Here is a 19,240-nt window from a genome sequence, read left to right on the forward strand (position 1 = left end):
GGTACTTGCCGGTCGCTGGCCGGCAACCCCGCGAACCTGCAGCCGGGCATGGCCTGGCTCTACTGACGGTTGATGGGGCCGGCCGCTGGCCGGCAACCCCGGCGAAACTGCAGCCAGGCACGGCCTGACTACTGCCGGTTGGTAGTGCCGGCCGCTGGCCGGCAACCTCGGCGAACCTGCAGCCAGGCATGGTCTGGCTCTACTGCCGGTTGGTAGTGCCGGTCGCTGGCCGGCAACCCCGCGAACCTGCAGCCGGGCATGGCCTGGCTCTACTGCCGGCCCCGGCCGGGGTATGCTGGCCACATGCAGACCAGCACCCAGCTTGCGCGTCCGATCGACCGCTATTTCGCCAGCTACTCCGACGACCACCGCAATGTGGTCAACCAGCGCATCCACGTAGTGGCGGTGCCGGCGATCCTGTGGTCGGTGGTGGCCCTGCTGTGGTGCGTGCCGCCGCTGATCACCTGGTTCCAGTACGGCATCTGGTCGGCGTTCGCGATGTTCAGCGCGTGGTGCTTCTACAACAAGCTGTCGCGTCCGCTGGGCATCGGCATGCTCATCCAGTTCTTCGTGTTCGGCTGCCTGTGCCGGCTGCTGGAAGCGGAAATCGGCCTGCACAACCTGCGCTCGCTGGCCATCGGCGTATTCGTCGTCGCCTGGATCGCGCAGTTCATCGGCCACAAGTTCGAAGGCCGCAAGCCCAGCTTCCTGACCGACCTGACCTACCTGCTGATCGGTCCGGCGTGGGTGATGGCCAAGGCCTATCGCAAGCTCGACTGGCGCTACTGACCAGCGTCGCCGCGTCGACGCCTTCGTTTCCTGAACGGGCAGATCCCGTCACCGACACTGCACGGCGCGCCTGCCAGCCTGCCGCGGTGACCTCCTCACCTTGCCCCGCCCAGCGGCGGCGGTCCCTGTGCGACAGGGGCTGCGCTGTCCCTGCGTGGGCGTAGGGTGGACCTGCCCGACGGGTCCTGATGGGTCATCCGCGCGGCATGCTGCATCGCAGAAAAAATGAATCAGCGCACGTTACATGCAATTGATCGCTGTTCAATGGGTTTCGGCGACATTTGGCAGCCTGTTATGCTCCCTGACCTGCTCGTGAATCATGGATTCCCTGCATGCTCCCCAGCCTGCCCCTGCTGCTGGCCCTGCCGTTCCTGATGGCAGTGGCTGTCGCAGCCTTCCCCCGTAGTTCGCGCTCGACTGCTGCCTGGCTGGCGGCGCTGGCGCCGTTGGGCGGGCTGGCGATCCTCGCCTGGCTGACCCCATCGGTGCTTGATGGCCAAGTGGTGCGCACGATGGTGCCGTGGCTGCCGCAGATCGGCCTGGACTTCACCCTGCGCCTGGATGGCCTGGCCTGGATGTTCGCGGGGCTGGTGCTGGGCATCGGCGCGCTGGTGGTGCTGTATGCGCGCTACTACCTCAGCAGCCAGGACAACGCGCACCGCTTCTATACCTACCTGTTGCTGTTCATGGGCGCCATGCTGGGCATGGTGCTGTCGGGCAACCTGTTGCTGCTGATGGTCTTCTGGGAAATGACCAGCATCAGCTCGTTCCTGCTGATCGGTTTCTGGTCGCACCGCCAGGACGCGCGCGAGGGCGCGCGGATGGCGCTGGTGATCACCGGCGGTGGCGGCCTGGCACTGCTGGCCGGCGTGCTGCTGATCGGCCGCATCGTCGGCAGCTTCGACCTGGACGTGGTGCTGGCCGCTGGCGAGCAGATCCGCGCCAGCGCGCTGTACCCCTATGCCCTGTTCCTGGTGCTGGCGGGCATCTTCACCAAGAGCGCGCAGTTCCCGTTCCACTTCTGGCTGCCGCACGCGATGGCCGCGCCCACCCCGGTGTCGGCCTACCTGCACTCGGCCACCATGGTGAAGGCGGGGGTGTTCCTGCTGGCGCGCCTGCATCCGGCATTGGCCGGCAGCGATCTGTTCTTCTACACGGTCAGCGGCATCGGTGCGATCACCCTGCTGATCGGTGCCTGGAACGCGATCTTCCAGCATGACCTGAAGGGCCTGCTGGCCTATTCGACGATCTCGCACCTGGGCCTGATCACCCTGCTGTTCGGCCTGTCCACGCCGATGGCGGTGGTCGCCGGCGTGTTCCACATCATCAACCACGCCACCTTCAAGGCCTCGCTGTTCATGGCCGCCGGCATCATCGACCACGAGACCGGCACCCGTGACATGCGCAAGCTGGGTGGCCTGCGCAGGCTGATGCCGTTCACCAGCGCGCTGGCGATCATCGCCTCGCTGGCGATGGCCGGCATCCCGCTGCTCAATGGCTTCCTGTCCAAGGAAATGCTGTTCGCCGAAGCGCTTTCGGCGGGCGGCACCGACACCATGCGCACGGCGGTGTCGATCGCCGCGCTGCTGGCCGGTGTGTTCGGCGTGGCCTACAGCCTGCGCTTCGTGCACGACACGTTCTTCGGCAAGGGCCCGCATGGCCTGGACCGCGTGCCGCACGAACCGCCGCGCTGGATGAAGGTGCCGGTGGAGATCCTGGTGGTGATCTGCGTGGCGGTGGGTATCGCCCCGGCCGTGACCGTGGCCCCGGTATTGCACGCGGCAGCCGCCTCGATCCTCGGCAGCGCGATGCCCGAATACAACCTGTCGATCTGGCATGGCTTCAACCTGCCGCTGGCGATGAGCGCCGCTGGCGTGGTTGGTGGCGTGCTCCTCTACTTCGGCCTGCGCAAGCTGATCGATCTGCACGCGGTAACCAACACCACGCCGGGACGCAACGTCTTCCACCACCAGCTGGACCTGCTGTCGGCCGGTGCGCAGCGGTTGACCGCCGGCATCGCCAACGGCAGCCTGCAGCGCATGCTGCTGGGCCTGGTGCTGGTGGCGATCGTGGTCGCCGCCGCGCCCTACATCGCCAACCCGGCCTCGCCGGAATGGACCGGACCGCAGCCGATACCGCTGCTGGGCTGGGCGTTGTGGCTGGTGATGATGTCCTGCGCGGTGGCGACCCTGCGCATGTACAAGCAGCGCCTGCTGGCCGTGCTGCTGGTCGGCGGCGTCGGCCTGATGGTGGCGCTGACCTTCGTGTTCCTGTCCGCACCGGACCTGGCGCTGACCCAGCTGCTGGTGGAGATGGTGACCCTGGTGCTGATGCTGCTGGGCATGAACTACCTGCCGGCACAGTCCGGCCCGGAGCGGCCACGCTGGCGCAAGCGCCGTGATGCGCTGATCGCTATCTTGGCCGGTGCGGGCCTGGGCGCGCTGGCCTACAGCGCGATGACCCTGCCGCCGAACACCATGGCCGGCGAGCTGCTTGCCCGCGCCCTGCCCGAGGCATACGGCCAGAACGTGGTCAACGTGATCCTGGTCGACTTCCGCGGCTTCGATACCTTCGGCGAGATCACCGTGTTCGGCATTGCCGCACTGGTCGTGCACGCGCTGCTGCGTCGCACGCGGATGGCGCCGGAGCAGATCATGCCCGGTCCGCCGATCAAGCTGCCGGTGCCGGCCGATCTGGCCCAGATCATGTTCCCGCTGACCCTGACGGTCTCCATCTTCCTGTTCCTGCGCGGCCACAACGCGCCGGGCGGCGGCTTCATCGCCGGCCTGGTGCTGGCGGTGCCGCTGCTGATCCAGTACGTGATCCAGGGCACCGCCTCGGTGGAGTCACGCTTCGGCTTCGACTACATCCGCTGCATCGGCATCGGCCTGCTGATCGCCATCCTCAGTGGCGCCGCGTCGATGCTGTTCGGCGTGCCGTTCCTGACCAGCGGCCACCTGGACCTGCACCTGCCGTTGATCGGCGATGTACCGCTGGCCAGCGCGATTGGTTTTGATATCGGCGTGTACCTGGTGGTGTTCGGTGGCGCGATGCTGATGCTGTCGATGATGGCCACCGTCAAACCCTCGCGGACGCGCACCGCGCGCAAGGGCGAGATCGACCTGCAACGCCGCTCGGCACGAACGGGGGAAATGCACTGATGGAACTGGCCCTGGCCTCTGCGATCGGCGTGCTGACCGCCATCGGCATCTACCTGCTGCTGCGCGCGCGCAGCTTCGATGTGATCCTCGGCATGACCTTCCTGTCCTACGCCACCAACCTGCTGATCTTCGCCGGCGGCCGCGTGGTGCAGGGCAAGGCGCCGGTGCTGCAGGAAGGCGTGGAGAGCCACCTGGGCAACTACACCGACCCGCTTCCACAGGCGCTGGTGCTGACCGCCATCGTCATTGCCTTTGCAATGACCGCCGTCAGCATCGTGCTGGCCATGCGCAGCCGCAGCGACAACCACAGTGACCACGTGGACGCGCACGAGCCGGATGACGATGCACCGCCGCGCCGGGGCGAGGACCGCGCATGAATCATCTGGTGATCCTGCCGATCCTGGTACCGCTGCTCGGCGCTGCGCTGTCGCTGTTCGTTGAACACCGCCGCTATGGGCCGAAGGTGCAGCGCGCCGTGGCGTGGACCGCGCTGGGCGCGCTGGCGGTGGTGGTCGGGCTGTTGTTCGCCGACACCGCTGGCGGCGACATCCGCGTGTACCTGCTGGGTGACTGGCCGTCGCGCCTGGGCATCGCACTGGTGGCCGACCGGCTGTCGGCGTGGATGCTGCTGACCACCCTGCTGCTGGCCATCCCCTGCCTGCTGCATGCGTGTTCGGGTTGGGACCGGCGCGCGCCGCACTTCCATGCGCTGTTCCAGTTCCAGCTGGTCGGCCTCAACGGCGCCTTCCTGACCGGCGACATCTTCAACCTGTTCGTATTCTTCGAGGTGATGCTGATCGCCTCCTACGGCCTGCTGCTCAGTGGCGGCCGTGGCCTGCGCATGCGCATCGGCCTGCACTACGTGGTGTTCAACGTCACCGCCTCGACCCTGTTCCTGATCGCACTGGGCCTGCTGTACGCCTCGCTGGGTTCATTGAACATGGCCGAGCTCTCGCAGCGCATCGCCGAAGTGCCGCCTGCGCAGCTGACCCTGGTGAAGGCGACCATGGGCCTGTTGCTGCTGGTGTTCTGTGCCAAGGCCGCGCTGATGCCGCTGTACCTGTGGCTGCCCGAATCGTATGCGCGTGCACCGGCTGCGGTGGCGGCACTGTTTGCGATCATGACCAAGGTGGGCCTGTATGCCGTGCTGCGCATCCAGATGCTGTGGTTTGGCGAGGATGCGGGGGCGATGGCCGGCTACGGCCGCGACTGGCTGCTGTGGGCCGGCGTAGCGACGCTGGTGCTGGGCGGCCTGGGCGCGTTGGCCGCCGCGCGCCTGCGCGTGCTGATTTCGTATCTGGTGATCGTCTCGGCGGCCACGTTGTTCATCGCCTTCTCGGTGGGCACGCCTGAGGTGCTGTCGGCCGGCCTGTACTACCTGCCGCACAGCAGCTTCGTCGCCGCCGCACTGTTCCTGGTCGCCGACCTGATCCGACGCCGCCGTGGCGGCGCCAGCGACCGCAAGGAAGTGATCGCACCGATGCCCGGCAAGGAGACCCCGGCCGTGCTGTTCCTGATCGCAGCGGTGTCGGTGGCCGGCCTGCCGCCGCTGTCCGGCTTCCTGGCCAAGGCCGCGCTGTTGGCCGGCATGCCGGCGCAGTACACCGGCGCGGTGTGGACCGCCGTGCTGGTCAGCAGCCTGCTGGTCATCATGGGCCTGACCCGCGGCGGCATCCGCCTGTTCTGGCGCGTGCCGCTGCCCGATCCCGATGCACCGCCATCGCGCAAGGCACCACTGCGCCGTGTGGAGCTGTTTGCCGCCTGCGCCCTGCTGGCCTACGGCATCGGCATGACCTTGTTCGCTGCCCCGCTGATGCAGCACACCGACGCCATCGCCACCCAGCTGCTGCAGCCGGGCGACTACGTGCAGCAGCTGCGCGCGACCACGCCGGAGATCCGCCAGCCATGACCGCCAAGCGTTCCCCGATCCGCCGCCTGCTGCCCTCACCCGCGCTGAGCGTGATGGTGGTGGTGTTCTGGCTGTTGATGTCCGACAGCTTCACGCTCGGCCAGTTCCTGCTGGGCCTGCTGCTGGGCGTGGTCATTCCGCTGTTCGCCGCGCGCCTGGACCGCGAGTTCGCCCGCATCGGCACCCTGCGGCCGCTGCCGAAGCTGCTGTTGGTGACCCTGTGGGACATCCTGATGTCCAACATCCGCGTGGCCATCCAGGTACTGGGCCCGGAAAAGAACATCCACCCTGGTTTCATCTGGCTGCCGCTGGACATCGCCAACATCCACGGCATCGCCGCGCTGACCAGCATGATCACCCTGACCCCCGGCACGGTGTCGGCTGCCCTCAGCGACGACCGCAAATTCCTGCTGGTGCACGTGCTGCACCTGGACGACCCGCAGGAGCTGATCGATACGATCAAGCGCCGTTATGAAGCCCCGTTGATGGAGATCTTCCCATGACTGGATTCCAGATCATCCAGACCACCCTGGTGGTGTGCATGCACGTGGTCGGCCTGGCCATGCTGCTGGCCACCTGGCGCCTGCTGCGCGGGCCGACCGTGCCCGACCGCATCCTTGCACTGGATACGCTGTCGGTGACCGCCATCGCCGAGCTGATGCTGTTCGGCATGTACCTCAATTCGGCGATCTACTTCGAGGCGGCCCTGATCATCGCCATGCTCGGCTTCGGCAGCACCGTGGTGCTGAGCAAGTTCGTGCTGCGCCGGGACATCGTCGAATGATCACCTTCATCCAGATCGCGCTGTCGATCCTGCTGCTGTTCGGCTGCTTCTTCATCCTGGTCGGCGCGCTGGGCCTGGTGAAGCTGTCCACCTTCTTCAAGCGCCTGCACGCACCGACCAAGGCCAGCACGCTGGGCGTGGGCTGCGTGCTGGTGTGCTCGGTGTGCTACCACATCTTCCTGGGCCAGGACCCGCAGCCGCGCGAGCTGCTGATCACCGTGTTCCTGTTCATCACCGCACCGATCAGCGCGCACCTGATGGCCAAGGCCGCGCTGTCGCTGCTGATGGAAACGCGCCCCAGCCTGCCGGGCAACGAGCGTGCCGAAGACGAGCAGCTGCCCCCGCCGGAACCGGAGCGGGAAGAGGAAACCACCGCGCGTTGACGGTGGGTGCCGACCGTTGGTCTGCACGACCCCGGATAACCGCCAGTAGAGCCAGGCCATGCCTGGCTGCGAGTTCGCCGAGGTTGCCGGCCAGCGGCCGGGACTACCTCAGACCGGTGTGACCAGCGCGATTTCCAGCCCCAGCCAGGCCACGAACGCGCCCAGCAGCACCGCACCTTCGATGCGGCTGATGCGCAGGTCGCCGCGCAGCATCGGGTACAGCACCAGTGCGAAGGCCAGCACCGCCGGCAGTTCCAGGCGCACGAACGAGGCTGGCAACGCCAGCGGCTGCAGCAGCCCCATCGCACCGATCACCAGCATCAGGTTGACCACGCTGGAGCCGAGCACGTGGCCCAGCACCATGTCGCCGTGACCACGGCGTGCTGCCGCGACCGCGGCCGCCACCTCCGGCAACGCAGTGCCGATCGCCACCGGCAGCAGACCCACCAGCAGCGGCGTCCAGCCCAGCGCGGCGCCGAAATCAGCGGCGGCACCGACCACCAGGCGCGCGCCCCAATACAACGCCAGTGCGGCAACCAGCAGGCGCAGCACGTTCAACGGCAGGCTGGTGCGGCTCAGGGCGGACTCGGCAATGATCGCCTGTACTTCGGCGCCCTCATGGCGTCCGCGACGCAGCAGCAGCAACTGCACCACCACGAACCCGGCCACCAGCACGCCGGCCTCCCAGCGCAGCAGGCGGCCATCGAGTCCGAACACTATCAGCAGCAGGCCCGCGGCCAGCAGCCCCCACCACAGCACGGCCTGCAGGCGCGCGCGCAGCAGCAACGGCGCCACCATCGCGGCCACCGCCAGGGTCAGGCCGAGGTTGACCACGCTGCTGCCGACGGCATTGCCCAAGGCCAGCTCCGGCTGGCCCACCACCAGCGCGCGGGCGTTGACCGCCAGCTCCGGCAGCGAGGTGGTGATGCCCAGCAACAGCAGGCCTGCGGTGAATGCACTGGCGCCGAAACGCTGCGCCAGGCCGGACACGGCTTTGACGATGGAGTCCCCACCCAGGGCCAGCAACAGCAGGCCGAGCAGGAACCAGGCAATGGCAATAGCGATCATCGGGTGCTCCCCAGCGGTCGTGGCGCGATTCTACGCTCGGCCCACCCGCGGCGGGTGAGCCGAGGACGGCCGATCAGCCGCAGCCTTCTGCGTAGTCCACCTGCGGGGTCCTGCCGACCCGCCAGGCGCTGACCTTGCCGTCAGCGCCGAGGGCGAAATCGATGATCGCCGCACCCTCCTGCGCCGGGCGCACGCGCAGGTGCTGGGCCTTGTCGTCGTACTTGTCAGGACCGACGTCGGCGCGCTCGGGATAGAGCACCTGCAGCTCGCCCAGGGTCATGCCGACCCGGCCGCCACCGGGAGCGACGATGGACGGGCTGCGTACGTCGTAGCGGACCAGCTTGCGCGCTTCGAACATCAGGCGCGGGTCTTCGGCCCCCTGCGGGCGCAGGAAGTAGCAGCCTTCATTGGCATCGTCGGCAGGCAGCGGCTTGCCCGTGGCGTCGGTACCCAGACCCTGCAAGGGGGTGCCGAAGCCACTGCGGACCTCGGCGATGCCTGCGCCCAGCGTGGCGCCGCCGAAGCCATCCAGGCGTGCCGGGCTGTCGCTGCGCGGATCCACCGGCGAAGCGGTGGCCAGATCGGCGTCGGCGGGAACGGAGGCATCCTTCGCCGGTGCGGTGGCGGGCGGCGCTGCCGGTGCGGCGGTGTCGGGACTACGGTTGCAGGCGGCCAACGACAACAGCAGCAGGCCGGCCATCGGGAGATGCTTCATCGGTGCGGATCCTTGGCACAGGGTGGGTGCACGCTACCGCAGCCGGCGTGCAGGCGCTGCATTGTCATCGCGGTTTCATCGCCCTCATTCAGGCTGGGCGAGCACCGACTTGGCTGTCCTCCCCATGCAACCGCGCAAGACCGACCTCGCCCGAACCGCGCTGCAGGCCCACCGCGCACCGCTGGACATGCGCCAGCGACGGCTGCTGATCCTGTGTGATGGCCAGCGCAGCATCGCCGAACTGACCGCACTGCTTGGGCAGGACGCGGCAGCGATGGTGATCCAGCTGATCCAGGGCGGATATCTGGTGACCGCTGCGGACGCCCCCGCCTCCACGCAACCTGCGCCGGTTGCGATGCCGGCTCCGCTGGCGCCGTCAGTCGCCGCAGCGTCCGCCGCACCGGTCGAGCGCCGCCGCTCGCTGGTCGCCGCGCGCATCTATGTGCTGGGAATCCTGGAGATGCAGCGGCATCCCAACGCAGCGGCGCTGTTCCGCGACCTGCAGCAGGCGCGCGCCGAAGGCGAGGTGCTGCGGGTGATGCAATCGGCGCTGCAGGTGCTGCCGGCGCTGACCTCGGAAGGGTACTGCCAGCGCGTGCGGCAGCGGCTGATGGAGGCGCTGCCGGTGGAGCATTGCAGCGCGTTCGCGGCCATTGCCTGAACCGGTGAACAGCATCCACGCATGGCGTGGATCTACTACATCACGTGCCCGGATGGATCCACGTCACGCGTGCACGCGGTATCGCGCTTTCCGGTAGATCCACGCCATGCGTGGATGCGGTATCGCGCTTCCCGGTAGATCCACGACATGCGTGGATGCGGACGATCAACGGAAATTGTTGCGCAGGCCGTTCCAGCACTGCTGGTAATCGCCCTGCCGGTGGCTTGCTGCCAGCGCCTGCGCGGTCGGGCGGATCACCCCGCGGGTCTCGAACATGAAGGCCATGGTGTCCTTGATCACATCCGGCTTGGACAGGTCCGCATTGGAGGCCTTGTCGAAGGTCGGGGCATCCGGACCGTGGCCGCTCATGCAGTTGTGCAGCGACGCACCGCCCGGCACGAAGCCTTCGGCCTTGGCATCGTAGGCACCATGCACCAGGCCCATGAACTCGCTGGCGATGTTGCGGTGGAACCACGGCGGACGGAACGTGTTCTGCGCCACCAGCCAGCGCGGCGGGAAGATCGCAAAGTCCATGTTGCTGGTGCCCGGAGTGTCGCTGGGCGAGTGGAGCACCAGGAAGATCGACGGATCCGGGTGGTCGTGGCTGATCGAGCCGATGGTGTTGAAGCGGCGCAGATCATAGCGGTATGGCGCGTAGTTGCCATGCCAAGCCACCACGTCCAGCGGCGAATGATTGATCGGCGCACGCCACAGGCGGCCGTCGAACTTGGCAATCAGTTCGAAATCACCGTCGACGTCTTCGAACGCGGCATGCGGGGTCTCGAAATCGCGCGGATTGGCCAGGCCGTTGGAACCGATCGGGCCCAGGTCGGGCAGCTTCAGCAGTGCGCCGAAGTTCTCGCAGATGTAGCCGCGGCTCGGGCCATCCGGCAGTTCGACGCGGAAGCGCACGCCGCGCGGAATCACCGCGATCTGCTGCGGTTCGATCTCGATCACGCCCAGCTCGGTCAGCAGGCGCAGGCTGCCCAGCTGCGGCACGATCAGCAGTTCGCCGTCGGCGTCGTAGAAGTAGCGGCCGACCATGTCACGGTTGGCTGCGTACAGATGGATGCCGACACCGGCATGCGCGTCGGGCGAACCGTTGCCGCCCATGGTGTACAGGCCTTCGACGAAATCGGTGGGCAGTTCCGGCAGCGGCAGCGGGCTCCAGCGCAGCTGGTTCGGCGAAGCCGGCTGTGCACTGAAATCGCACTGCAGCTGCGATTGCGCGAAGGGAGTGAACTCGCCGTGGGTAACCGCCGGACGGATCCGGTACAGCCAGCTGCGGCGATTGCTGCCGCGCGGTGCGGTGAATGCGGTACCGGTCAGCTGCTCGGCATACAGGCCATGGGCCACCTTCTGCGGCGAGTTCTGGCCGACGGGCAGCGCACCGGGCACGGCCTCGCTGGCGAACTCGTTGCCGAAACCGGACTGGTAGCCGCGGGCGGTGATGGAGGAAGACATGGGGGTTCCTGGAAGCCTGGGGAAAGCCGCCGGGCATGGCCCGGCGCTACCGGTGGAGAAGGTGCCGTTGTGGAAACCTTACAGCACGCCGCGGCGGATCTGGTCGCGTTCGATGCTCTCGAACAGCGCGGTGAAGTTGCCTTCGCCGAAGCCTTCGTTGCCCTTGCGCTGGATGATCTCGAAGAAGATCGGGCCGATGCAGTTCTGGGTGAAGATCTGCAGCAGCTTGCGCTGGTGGGTTTCCGGGTCGGCGTCGATCAGGATCTTGTTCTTCGCCAGGCGGGCGACATCCTCACCGTGGTTGGGCACGCGCTGGTCGATCACATCGAAGTAGGTCTCCGGCGTGTCGAGGAAATCCACGCCCTGCGCGCGCATGGCTTCGACCGTTTCGTAGATGTTCTCGGTGAAGCAGGCGATGTGCTGGATGCCCTCGCCCTTGTACGCATCCAGGTACTCGTTGATCTGGCTCTTCGGGTCGGACGATTCGTTCAGCGGAATGCGCACGATGCCATCCGGCGCGGTCATCGCCTTGGACACCAGGCCGGTCTTCAGGCCCTTGATGTCGAAGTAGCGGATCTCGCGGAAGTTGAACAGGCGCTCGTAATAGTCCGACCACTGCTGCATGTTGCCGAAGTACAGGTTGTGGGTCAGGTGGTCGATGAAGGTCAGGCCGAAGCCCTTCGGGCGCAGCTCGGCGCCGGCGATCAGCTCGTAGTCGCCATCGAAGATGCTGCCGGCATCGCCGTAGCGGTCCACCAGGTACAGCATGCAGTCACCGATGCCCTTGATGACCGGGGCGTTGACCGCCTTGCTCTCCGGCTTGAAGGCGATGGCTTCGGCGCCATTGCCCAGCGCGGTCTGGTAGACCTCCGCGCCCGGCTTCTTGAAGCGGATGGCGAAGCCGCAGGCGCACGGGCCGTGCTTTTCAGCGAAGTCGGCGGCGAACGAATCGGGGTCTTCATTGACCAGGAAGTTGACGTCGCCCTGGCGATAGACGGTAATCGGACGCTGCTTGTGCTTGAGCACCGCGCTGAAGCCCATCTTGCGGAAGTACTCGTGCAGCTCGGCACCACGGCCGGCCGGTGCGGCGAATTCGACGAACTCGAAGCCGTCGATGCCCATCGGGTTTTCGAAGGTGGTGACCTGCATGCCGGGGTTGGGATGCGAGGCGGACGGGACTGCGGTATTCATGGCGTGGCTCCGAATCGGTGCCGCATCGGCACAAACCAGGTGCGGGCGGGGTTGGACCCGGCGAGAATGCAGGGTACGGACCCAACACTTATAGTTACACTTGAAACCACCAGCAAGGTGCACCGCAACATGAGCCCCGCCGATCCCGTTTCCACCCGCCTGCGTGCCTCCCACGTCCTGCTCGACCTGGAACAGTTCCTGCCGTACCGGCTGAGCGTGCTGTCCAACCGGGTCAGCGGCAACATCGCCAAGCTGTACGGCGACCGCTATGGCCTGGCCATTCCGGAGTGGCGGGTGATCACCATCCTGGCGCTGTACCCCGGGTCGTCGGCCAGCGAGGTCTCCGACCGCACGGCGATGGACAAGGTGGCGGTCAGCCGCGCGGTGGCCCGCCTGCTGGAGCGCGGTTTCATCAAGCGTGAGACGCATGGCGATGACCGCCGCCGTTCGGTGCTGGCGCTGTCGGCGGCGGGGTTCGAGGTATACGAGACGATCGCGCCGATGGTGATCGAGATCACCCGCAAGTTGATGTCGGTGCTGAGCGAGGAAGAGGAGCAGGTGCTGGAGAAACTGATCCTGCGCCTGGCCGGCGATGGCCTGGAGCGGATGGGCGAAGGGGTCTGACCCCTTCGGGGCGGCGCCCTCGCCGCCCTTGGTAGGTGTCGACCTTGGTCGACACATGGATCCACGCCACGCGTGGATGATGTCGCGGGCTGCGCCGTGAGGGATCCGGCGCAGGCCATTGATGACGTGCAACGCGCGGCGTTCATGGCCCGCCGACGAACGGTCTTTCGGCCGGGTTCGACTCAACGTGTCGCGTTTACCACCTGATGTTTCGGCATCGGGCCGGTAGAGTCCTGACCGACAGAGCGGCTGTATCGACATTCGCGTATCGAGTGGCATTGCCTATTGGACTACCGGTCCCATCGGTCCGAGGGTAGGCGCGCAGCGGAGCACCGCTGCCGGGGTTGAAAGCCCGTCACTCAAACGCGTAACGACGCTGCACCCATGGTGCCCATCTTACGGTGGGCGCCATTCTGCAGCCGGGTCTGCCTTATGGCGGGCGGTGCGTGGGGCCTGGTGCCCACCGTTTTCGCGTTTGAGCGGTCTTTCAACCACGCATCGCCTGCCGCCTTCCCGGCGGCCCGCTACGGAGCTTCGCCATGACACGCCCCCATCACCCCACCACCGGGCCCATCGACCGCGATGCCGACCTGCAGCGCATCGATGAGGCCTTGGCCACATTGGAAACCGTCACCGAGGCCTGGCTTGAGCATCATCGCCTGAAGGCCTGCCAGCCAGGCCTGCTGCTGTCGTTGAACCGGCTGCTTGACCTGACCAGTCTCGCCAAGGGCTATGCCAGTGCGTTGCGGGTGATTGCCGAGCCCTGAACCTGCTGGAAAGCACCTCATGGATGACACACCGCGCTCCACCCTGTCGCATACCAACGACCTGCTGGCTGATATCCGGACACTGATATCCACGGCCCGCGCCGGGATGGTCAGGACCGTCAATGCCGAACTGACGCTGCTTCACTGGCGTATAGGACGTCGCATCCATGTCGATCAGATGGGTGGACATAGGACACGCTATGGGAGGTCCTGTTCAAGCGCATCGCCAGGACGCTGTCTACCGAGTTCGGCGGCTCGTTCGGTGAAAAAAGCCTGCGCAGGATGGTGCAGTTCTCCATCGCATTTGCCGACGAGCAGATTGTCGTATCACTGCTACGACAATTGAGCTGGACCCATTTCATCGCGCTGATTCCGCTGTCTGATCCACTCAAACGCGACTTCTACGCCCAGATGGCCAGCACGGAAGGCTGGAGTGTCCGCATGTTGCGCCAGCGCATCGATTCGATGCTGTACGAACGCACAGCACTCTCCAGCCAGCCCGAACAGACAATCGCCAATGAGCTGTCGGCGTTGCGCAGGAACCAGCAGCTCTCCCCGGGCCTGGTCCTGCGCAACCCGCACGTACTGGATTTTCTCGGGTTGAAGGACTGCTGGGACGAACAGGAACTGGAAGGCGCCATCCTGCGTGAAATGCAGGGGTTCCTGCTTGAACTCGGGGCAGGCTTCAGTTTCGTCGCCCGCCAGAAACGCATCCAGATCGACGACGATGACTTCCATCTCGACCTGTTGTTCTACAACCGCCGCCTGCGCAGGCTGGTGGCTGTCGAATTGAAGATCGGTGACTTCAAGCCAGCGTACAAGGGCCAGATGGAGCTCTATCTGCGTTGGCTGGATCGTTATGAACGAGAGGAAGGGGAAGAGGCGCCGCTGGGCATCATCCTTTGCACAGGCAAGAAGGCAGGCCAGATCGAGTTGCTGGAGCTGGACCGCTCAGGCATCCATGTGGCGGAGTACCTGACCTCCCTTCCCTCCCGGGAAGTCCTCAAGCAACGACTGCAGGCCGCCACCGAGCGTGCCCGGCAACGCATGGAACTCACTGCTGAAGACATCGATCCCTAGCCTCCACTCAGCAAGGATCGACAGATCCTCGCCATGCGGGGATGACCCACTCGATCAGCTCAGATGCTTGCGCCGCGCATGGATCCACGGCACCGCAAGCGCGCCGATGGCGCCACCTGCAAAGCCCAGCGATGCGGCGACAGTGGCCGCTTCGACTGCCCCGGGCAACGCCAGTGCAGCAGTAACCAGCAGCAGCGACGGCAGGCCGACGAACGTCCCCAGGAAGAACGGCCAGCGCGGCGACCAGGTGTTGAGCTGCAGCAGGCTGACCGGCTGCCACGCTTCGGACGAGGCATCTTCGGCGATCTTCGCCACCACTCTGCCCAGATCCACTTCCGGCAGCAGCTTGCCCGGACGCGCGGCGGCAATCGCCTCGGCCACGGCCTCGACGGGCGGGAAGCTGCCCGGCCACGCCACCGGTGCCGGCACGCCATAGGCGGTCAGCAGCGGCACGCTCAGCCATGGCGCCACCAGCGGACGCAGCCTGCGCCGCCCATGCACACACCAGATCTGCGGCTGGCCGTGTGCGGTCACGCTGTACAACGCCAGCTCGCTCGGCGGCGGGTAGCCCAGCATGGTCACCCGGGCCGCCAGGCTATCCTGGTCCATCGCACGCAGGAAGCCGGGACGGCTGCGCCCTTCCTGCATCCAGGCCAGGCCAAGCGCGCCGACCAGGTAAGCCTCGGCGACATCCTTGCTGCCCGCGTTGGCGCGGTCATCACTGGCCAGGTACCAGGCCAGTGACTTCGGCTCGGGTACGTCGGCCAGGCCCCAGCGGCTGTCGTCGCCCAGCACATGGCGCACCGGCAGGCGGGCCGGTGCGGTTTCACCGCGCTCAGCGGGCTGCAGGAACGGCAGCACGCCCTGCACGAAACTGGACAGGTCGATGGCACGAACGCCGTTGCCGTGCCATTCCGGCGGCAGCAGTCCGGCCAGCTGTCCTTCGGCGGCGAGTCGATCCAGCCGCGCCTTCTGTTCCACCAGCTTCTGCACCGCGCCTTTCAGCACCACGTTGTCGGGCAGGGCGATCTGCGGCAGCCGATGCCGCGGCGGTGCCAACTCCAGCGTGTCTTCGCCGGTGCCGGCGTCGTCCAGCAGGGTTTCCTGCGCAGGCAGGCTCACGCCATCGGGCGCCTCTCCTTCGGCCAACGGGCTGGCAGGTTCGGGCAGGCGTTCGGCGTGGTCGCTGTGCATGGGCGCTCCGGTCGCGCCGGGTGGCGCAGTGAGGTCCTTGCCATTAGCGGCCGAAGGGTAATGATCTGTAGATCCACGCCACGCGTGGATGTCCAGGCAGCGGGCGGGAAACGCCGGGCGCTACCGGTCAGGCGCCCACTGCTTGAGGAACGCCATCACGCGTGCGGTCTGCACGGCATTGCCCTTGCGCATTGCTTCGCTGGGCTGCGGCGCCAGCAGGGTGCCGTCGGCATCGATCACCAGCAGGCGCGGGTACTCGCCCTCGAACGGCGGGAACTGGCCCAGGAAGGCCGCGTTCGGGTTCTCGGCGCTGTCGTTGACCTTCACCCACACGTAGTGGGCATCACGGAAGCGGCGCAGATCGCCATTGCCTTCCACGGCTTCATCCAGCGCATGGCAGGGCTCGCACGCAGCGTTGCCCACTTCCAGGAGGATGCGCTTGTTGCCGCGCTGGGCCTCGACCTTGGCCGTTTCCAGGTCGGCAGCGGGGTCGCGGGCCGGGTCGAACTGTGCGCCAAGCCCGGCAATGGCGGCGATATCGGCCGCCGCCGGGGTGTTGCCCGAGACCACCGGTTCGCTGGGGTCAGCGACCGGTGGCTCGGTGGGGCGGGTGTCGAGGGGCTGCGTGGGCTCAGGGGCCGCGGGAGGTTGAGGCTGCGAACAGGCGCCGATCAGCGCCGCACACACCACTGCCACCACTGCACCACCGAACGTTGTACGCATGCCCACTACCCTCTCATTACTTCACGCCATGCATCAGCTTGTTGATCAGCGGCGCGACCAGGAACAGGACCACACCCGAACCGATCAAGGCCCAGAAGCCGAAGGTATACCCCTTCAGGGCCGATTCGACCGTCATGCCGCCTTCACCGCTGACCGCACCGGCGAAGATGCCTGACAGGTTGTTGCCGATGCCGGTGGACAGGAACCAGCCGCCCATGCCGAAGCCGACCAGGCGCACCGGGGCCAGCTTGGTCACCATCGACAGGCCGATCGGCGACAGGCACAGCTCACCGACGGACTGGATGACGTAGACCATGAACAGGGTCCAGAACGGGATCTTGCCGTCCACGACCATGGTCGACAGGGCGAACATCAGCAGGGCGAAGGCCGCGCCGTTGAACAGCAGGCCGAGGCCGAACTTGCGCGGAATGGACGGATTGGCGCGGCCCAGGGCCACCCAGATCCAGGCGATGATCGGCGCCAGGGTGATGATCGCCACCGAGTTGACCGACTGGAACCACGCGGTCGGGAAGGTCCAATCACCCAGCTGGCGGTTGACGATGTTCTCGGCCAGGAAGGTGAAGGAACTGCCGGCCTGTTCGAAGAACATCCAGAACATGACGTTGAAGGCGAAGATGATCAGCATGGCGATCACGCGGTCGCGCTGCACCTTGCCCTCGCGGATGCCTTCCACCAGCAGCAGCACGGCCAGCGCGGCAAACATCACGCCGAGGATCCACGCCAGCGCGGTGGCGCCGGTGGCGAGCAGGAAGTAGGCCACCGGAATGGCCACGACCGAGCCGGCCAGCACCATCACGATGCGGCCGAAACCTTCGGCACCGGCCGGCGGTGCGCCGATGCCCTTCAGGCCGGCACGACCGATGTAGAACCACACCAGCGAGATCAGCATGCCCACGCCGGAAGCGATGAACACGACCTTGTACGACGGCATTTCCGAGGTGCCGAAGACCTTGCGGGCCAGGTACTCGGTCAGCACCGGAGCGATCATCGCGCCGATGTTGATGCCCATGTAGAAGATGGTGAAGCCCGAGTCGCGGCGTTCGTCCTTCAGGCCGTACAGCTTGCCGACCATGGTCGAGATGTTGGGCTTGAACAGACCGTTGCCGACAATGATCGTGGCCAGGCCGAGCTTGAAGATGTGCTCCTGCGGCAGCGAGATCATGAACAGGCCGACGGCCATGATGATCGCGCCGGTCAGGATCGAGCGCTGGTACCCCAGAACGCGGTCGGCCACATAACCGCCGAAGATGGCTGCGGCGTACACCAGCGCCAGGTAGGCGCCGTAGATGCGGCTGGCGTCGCCTTCACCGGCGGCGTTGCCGTTGTAGAACTGGGCAACGATGTACAGCACCAACGCCCAGCGGATGCCGTAGAACGCAAAGCGCTCCCAGAACTCGGTCATGAACAGCATCCACAACGGGCGCGGGTGGCCCATCGTGGTGTTGAAGTCCGGCAGCGCCGGCTCTGGGGTGTTCGCAGTGGCGTTTACGCTCATGCGGAATTCCTGGTTCGGTGGATGGAGGCACGTCCGATGTGCGGTGAAGCAACGCGCGAGGATCACCGAATTCTGGCGTTCACGTCAAATACACGCCGTTTGAGGCAGGTCGCAGCCTGCTCGCTGAACTTGCATCTGAAACGATCCAGCCAGCCGCGGGCGGCCAAGCTGAATGGGGATCAGGCCAGATCCGGCGGGGGCGCGGCCTGCAGGGTGGTGCGTACCTGGAACAATTCAGGGAAGAAGGTCAGTTCCAGCGCCTTGGCCAGGAAGCCCACGCCGGACGAGCCGCCGGTGCCGCGCTTGAAGCCGATCACCCGCATCACCGTGCGCATGTGGCGGAACCGCCACAGCTGGAAAGCCGTTTCCAGGTCCACCAGGTCCTCGCACAGCGCGTACTCGCGCCAGTAGCGGTCGGTGTCCTGGTAGATGCGTTCGAAGACCGGCTGCAGGCTGTCGTCGGCCACGTGCGGCTGGGTCCAGTCGTGCGCCTCGTACACCGCCGGTACGGCGTGGCCGAAGCGGGCCAGGTACTTCAGGAATTCCTCGTACAGGCTCGGCGCCTCCAGCACGGTGCGCAGCTGCGCCTGCCCGGCCGTGTCGTGCTCGAACACCTGCAGCATCTGCGCGTTCTTGTTGCCCAGCAGGAACTCGATGTAGCGGTACTGCAGCGACTGGAAGCCCGAGGACGGACCCAGCACGTCGCGGAAGCCCATGTACTCGGACGGGGTGAGCGTTTCCAGCACCGACCACTGCTCGGTCAGCTGGCGCAGCACCTGCTTGCTGCGCGCCAGCACCTTGCGGCACTGCCAGACCTCATCGCGCTGCAGGAAGCCGATCGCCGCACCCAGCTCGTGGCCCAGCAGCTTCAACCACAGCTCGGAGGTCTGGTGCTGGATGATGAAGAGCATCTCGTCGTGATGCGGCGGGTTGGACAGCGGCTGCTGCGCGCTGAGCAGCTGGTCCAGCCGCAGGTAGCCGCCGTAGGTCAGCCGCCCCTGCAGATCGGTGTGGATACCGGCTTCGAGATCGCGTTGGTTGTTGTCGACGGACATGGGCGGGACCAGATCGGGGGCGGCAAGGGTAGCGCGTTGCCGCCGCGCTGGCAGCCGCGATGACCGTACCGGGGCGTGCGGTTCGGGCTGTGGAACGGTGGTTGCGCGTGGAACCGTTTGCGCCGTTCTACTGGCGCTCAGCCCAGGGTCGCTTGT

At 66.5% G+C, this 19,240-nt stretch carries 18 protein-coding genes and 1 pseudogene; 11 read left to right on the forward strand and 8 right to left on the reverse strand.

Annotation, left to right across the window (positions count from 1 at the left end):
* Positions 1 to 303: 303 nt before the first annotated feature.
* The 7 genes from LMF57_RS18525 (at position 304) to LMF57_RS18555 (ending at position 7,026) form a co-directional block, all read left to right on the forward strand.
* On the forward strand, positions 304 to 789 hold the full coding sequence (locus tag LMF57_RS18525; protein ID WP_025874603.1) for an Mpo1-like protein: 486 nt from the start codon (positions 304 to 306) through the stop codon (positions 787 to 789).
* Between the two features lie 332 nt (positions 790 to 1,121).
* Complete coding sequence (locus tag LMF57_RS18530) at positions 1,122 to 3,950, forward strand: monovalent cation/H+ antiporter subunit A (protein ID WP_208081541.1); 2,829 nt, start codon at positions 1,122 to 1,124, stop codon at positions 3,948 to 3,950.
* Positions 3,950 to 4,327 (forward strand): Na+/H+ antiporter subunit C, encoded by a 378-nt coding sequence (locus LMF57_RS18535; protein ID WP_025874601.1) that lies wholly within the window; start codon positions 3,950 to 3,952, stop codon positions 4,325 to 4,327. The genes LMF57_RS18530 and LMF57_RS18535 overlap by 1 nt, the downstream gene beginning before the upstream one ends.
* A complete protein-coding gene (locus LMF57_RS18540) occupies positions 4,324 to 5,859 on the forward strand; it encodes a monovalent cation/H+ antiporter subunit D (RefSeq protein WP_208081540.1) in 1,536 nt (511 codons plus the stop codon). Before LMF57_RS18535 ends, LMF57_RS18540 begins: the two co-directional genes overlap by 4 nt.
* The gene (locus LMF57_RS18545) at positions 5,856 to 6,362 is read left to right on the forward strand and encodes a Na+/H+ antiporter subunit E (protein ID WP_117311600.1); all 507 of its coding nucleotides are present in this window, start codon (positions 5,856 to 5,858) and stop codon (positions 6,360 to 6,362) included. The genes LMF57_RS18540 and LMF57_RS18545 overlap by 4 nt, the downstream gene beginning before the upstream one ends.
* A complete protein-coding gene (locus LMF57_RS18550) occupies positions 6,359 to 6,643 on the forward strand; it encodes a K+/H+ antiporter subunit F (protein WP_025874598.1) in 285 nt (94 codons plus the stop codon). Before LMF57_RS18545 ends, LMF57_RS18550 begins: the two co-directional genes overlap by 4 nt.
* Complete coding sequence (locus LMF57_RS18555) at positions 6,640 to 7,026, forward strand: Na+/H+ antiporter subunit G (protein WP_025874597.1); 387 nt, start codon at positions 6,640 to 6,642, stop codon at positions 7,024 to 7,026. The genes LMF57_RS18550 and LMF57_RS18555 overlap by 4 nt, the downstream gene beginning before the upstream one ends.
* A gap of 108 nt (positions 7,027 to 7,134) precedes the next feature.
* Here the strand turns inward: LMF57_RS18555 and LMF57_RS18560 are convergent, their stop codons facing one another.
* Positions 7,135 to 8,094 carry a sodium:calcium antiporter gene (locus tag LMF57_RS18560; protein WP_229290364.1) on the reverse strand — a complete coding sequence of 320 codons (960 nt, stop codon included), beginning with the start codon at positions 8,092 to 8,094 and terminating at the stop codon, positions 7,135 to 7,137.
* A 73-nt stretch (positions 8,095 to 8,167) separates the two neighbouring features.
* Entirely contained in the window at positions 8,168 to 8,809 is a 642-nt protein-coding gene (locus LMF57_RS18565) for a hypothetical protein (protein ID WP_229290365.1), read from the reverse strand.
* A 124-nt stretch (positions 8,810 to 8,933) separates the two neighbouring features.
* Here LMF57_RS18565 and LMF57_RS18570 point away from each other — a divergent pair, with 124 nt between their 5' ends.
* Positions 8,934 to 9,470: a hypothetical protein gene (locus tag LMF57_RS18570; protein WP_229290366.1), complete on the forward strand. Its 537-nt coding sequence runs from the start codon at positions 8,934 to 8,936 to the stop codon at positions 9,468 to 9,470.
* A gap of 165 nt (positions 9,471 to 9,635) precedes the next feature.
* On the opposite strand, the gene hmgA is transcribed toward LMF57_RS18570, so the two are convergent.
* Entirely contained in the window at positions 9,636 to 10,934 is a 1,299-nt protein-coding gene (gene hmgA, locus LMF57_RS18575) for a homogentisate 1,2-dioxygenase (RefSeq protein ID WP_033832408.1), read from the reverse strand.
* A gap of 78 nt (positions 10,935 to 11,012) precedes the next feature.
* Positions 11,013 to 12,125 carry a 4-hydroxyphenylpyruvate dioxygenase gene (hppD, locus tag LMF57_RS18580; protein WP_170919610.1) on the reverse strand — a complete coding sequence of 371 codons (1,113 nt, stop codon included), beginning with the start codon at positions 12,123 to 12,125 and terminating at the stop codon, positions 11,013 to 11,015.
* Between the two features lie 129 nt (positions 12,126 to 12,254).
* Between hppD and LMF57_RS18585 the strand changes: the two genes are divergently transcribed.
* From LMF57_RS18585 to LMF57_RS18595, 3 genes and pseudogenes are all read left to right on the forward strand, one after another.
* Positions 12,255 to 12,749, forward strand: a complete 495-nt coding sequence (locus LMF57_RS18585; RefSeq protein WP_049467584.1) for a MarR family winged helix-turn-helix transcriptional regulator — start codon at positions 12,255 to 12,257, stop codon at positions 12,747 to 12,749.
* A 539-nt stretch (positions 12,750 to 13,288) separates the two neighbouring features.
* Entirely contained in the window at positions 13,289 to 13,516 is a 228-nt protein-coding gene (locus tag LMF57_RS18590) for a hypothetical protein (protein WP_033832409.1), read from the forward strand.
* Positions 13,517 to 13,535: 19 nt separating this feature from the next.
* Positions 13,536 to 14,596: pseudogene (locus LMF57_RS18595) on the forward strand (PDDEXK nuclease domain-containing protein).
* A 54-nt stretch (positions 14,597 to 14,650) separates the two neighbouring features.
* Here the strand turns inward: LMF57_RS18595 and LMF57_RS18600 are convergent.
* From LMF57_RS18600 to LMF57_RS18615, 4 genes are all read right to left on the reverse strand, one after another.
* The gene (locus tag LMF57_RS18600) at positions 14,651 to 15,790 is read right to left on the reverse strand and encodes a hypothetical protein (RefSeq protein WP_229290367.1); all 1,140 of its coding nucleotides are present in this window, start codon (positions 15,788 to 15,790) and stop codon (positions 14,651 to 14,653) included.
* 120 nt (positions 15,791 to 15,910) lie between these two features.
* On the reverse strand, positions 15,911 to 16,513 hold the full coding sequence (locus tag LMF57_RS18605) for a thioredoxin family protein (RefSeq protein ID WP_208081534.1): 603 nt from the start codon (positions 16,511 to 16,513) through the stop codon (positions 15,911 to 15,913).
* A gap of 16 nt (positions 16,514 to 16,529) precedes the next feature.
* Entirely contained in the window at positions 16,530 to 18,029 is a 1,500-nt protein-coding gene (locus tag LMF57_RS18610) for an oligopeptide:H+ symporter (protein ID WP_117311609.1), read from the reverse strand.
* 179 nt (positions 18,030 to 18,208) lie between these two features.
* Positions 18,209 to 19,084: a tryptophan 2,3-dioxygenase family protein gene (locus tag LMF57_RS18615; RefSeq protein ID WP_025874586.1), complete on the reverse strand. Its 876-nt coding sequence runs from the start codon at positions 19,082 to 19,084 to the stop codon at positions 18,209 to 18,211.
* Between the last annotated feature and the right edge of the window lie 156 nt (positions 19,085 to 19,240).

The sequence above is a fragment of the Stenotrophomonas sp. SI-NJAU-1 genome (genome assembly GCF_020883215.1).
Lineage (GTDB): Bacteria > Pseudomonadota > Gammaproteobacteria > Xanthomonadales > Xanthomonadaceae > Stenotrophomonas > Stenotrophomonas indicatrix.